Annotated in this window: 1 protein-coding gene and 1 pseudogene; both read left to right on the forward strand. The window is 23.4% G+C overall.

The features are described from left to right. Positions 1 to 235 (forward strand): annotated as a pseudogene (locus ACVC2P_RS14490) (hypothetical protein); the annotation flags it as partial. Between the two features lie 237 nt (positions 236 to 472). Then, positions 473 to 809: DNA topoisomerase IV (locus ACVC2P_RS14495; RefSeq protein ID WP_452599171.1), on the forward strand; the 337-nt coding region annotated here is incomplete at its 3' end.

The following is an 809-nucleotide window of genomic DNA, read 5'->3' on the forward strand; positions in this document are numbered from 1 at the left end:
ACAACCTACTCTTCCAAATCAAAATAAAATTCAGACTGAAAATTCTAATCAAAATTTAGAAACAAATTCAAATCTATTTTCTGAAGAACAAAATTTATTTTCGAAAACAGATTCAAAAATTGAGCAGCCTCAAAATTCAGAAATTCAAAAAATAGTAAACTCAGAAAAAAAAGAAATTGAACGTATCGTCATTTTTTATAAAGATGGTAGTTTTTCAAATTTTCAAAATTCTTAATTAGAAAAAGACATTTTTTTAAATTCTAAGTAAAATTTACTTTTTTATCATTTTTTCTATTAAAACTTACTTTTTTTCAAATTTTGCGTATTCGAGACATTGTACAGTTTTTTTTCAAATACGCGATTTATAAAACAGTCCATTTTTTTAATATCGTGTTCTATTCTTAATTATATATTTTGAAATTGTAAATGACAAAATTTATATATTCATTAAATTTGTTTGAAATTCTTTTTTATGAAACAATTATTAGCCTTTACGTTTTTACTTTTATTATGTTCAAGTTGTATTACAACTGCTAAACGAGATTGTAAAGATTTTAAAATTGGTAACTTTAAAAGTGAAGTTATTATTAATGGACAAACTTTTAAGTCTTCGTTTGTAAGAACCAATACGTTGCAGATAGAAACTTACAACGGAAAAATAGATTCTTCTGAAGTAAGATGGATAAATGATTGTGAAGTTGTTTTTAAAACAATTAATCCTAAAAGTATGGCAGAACGTAATGACATTCATTTAAAAATTTTAACAACAACAGATTCTTCTTATGTTTTTGAATATTCCTATGTAGGGG

The organism is Pontimicrobium sp. MEBiC01747, assembly GCF_053601635.1.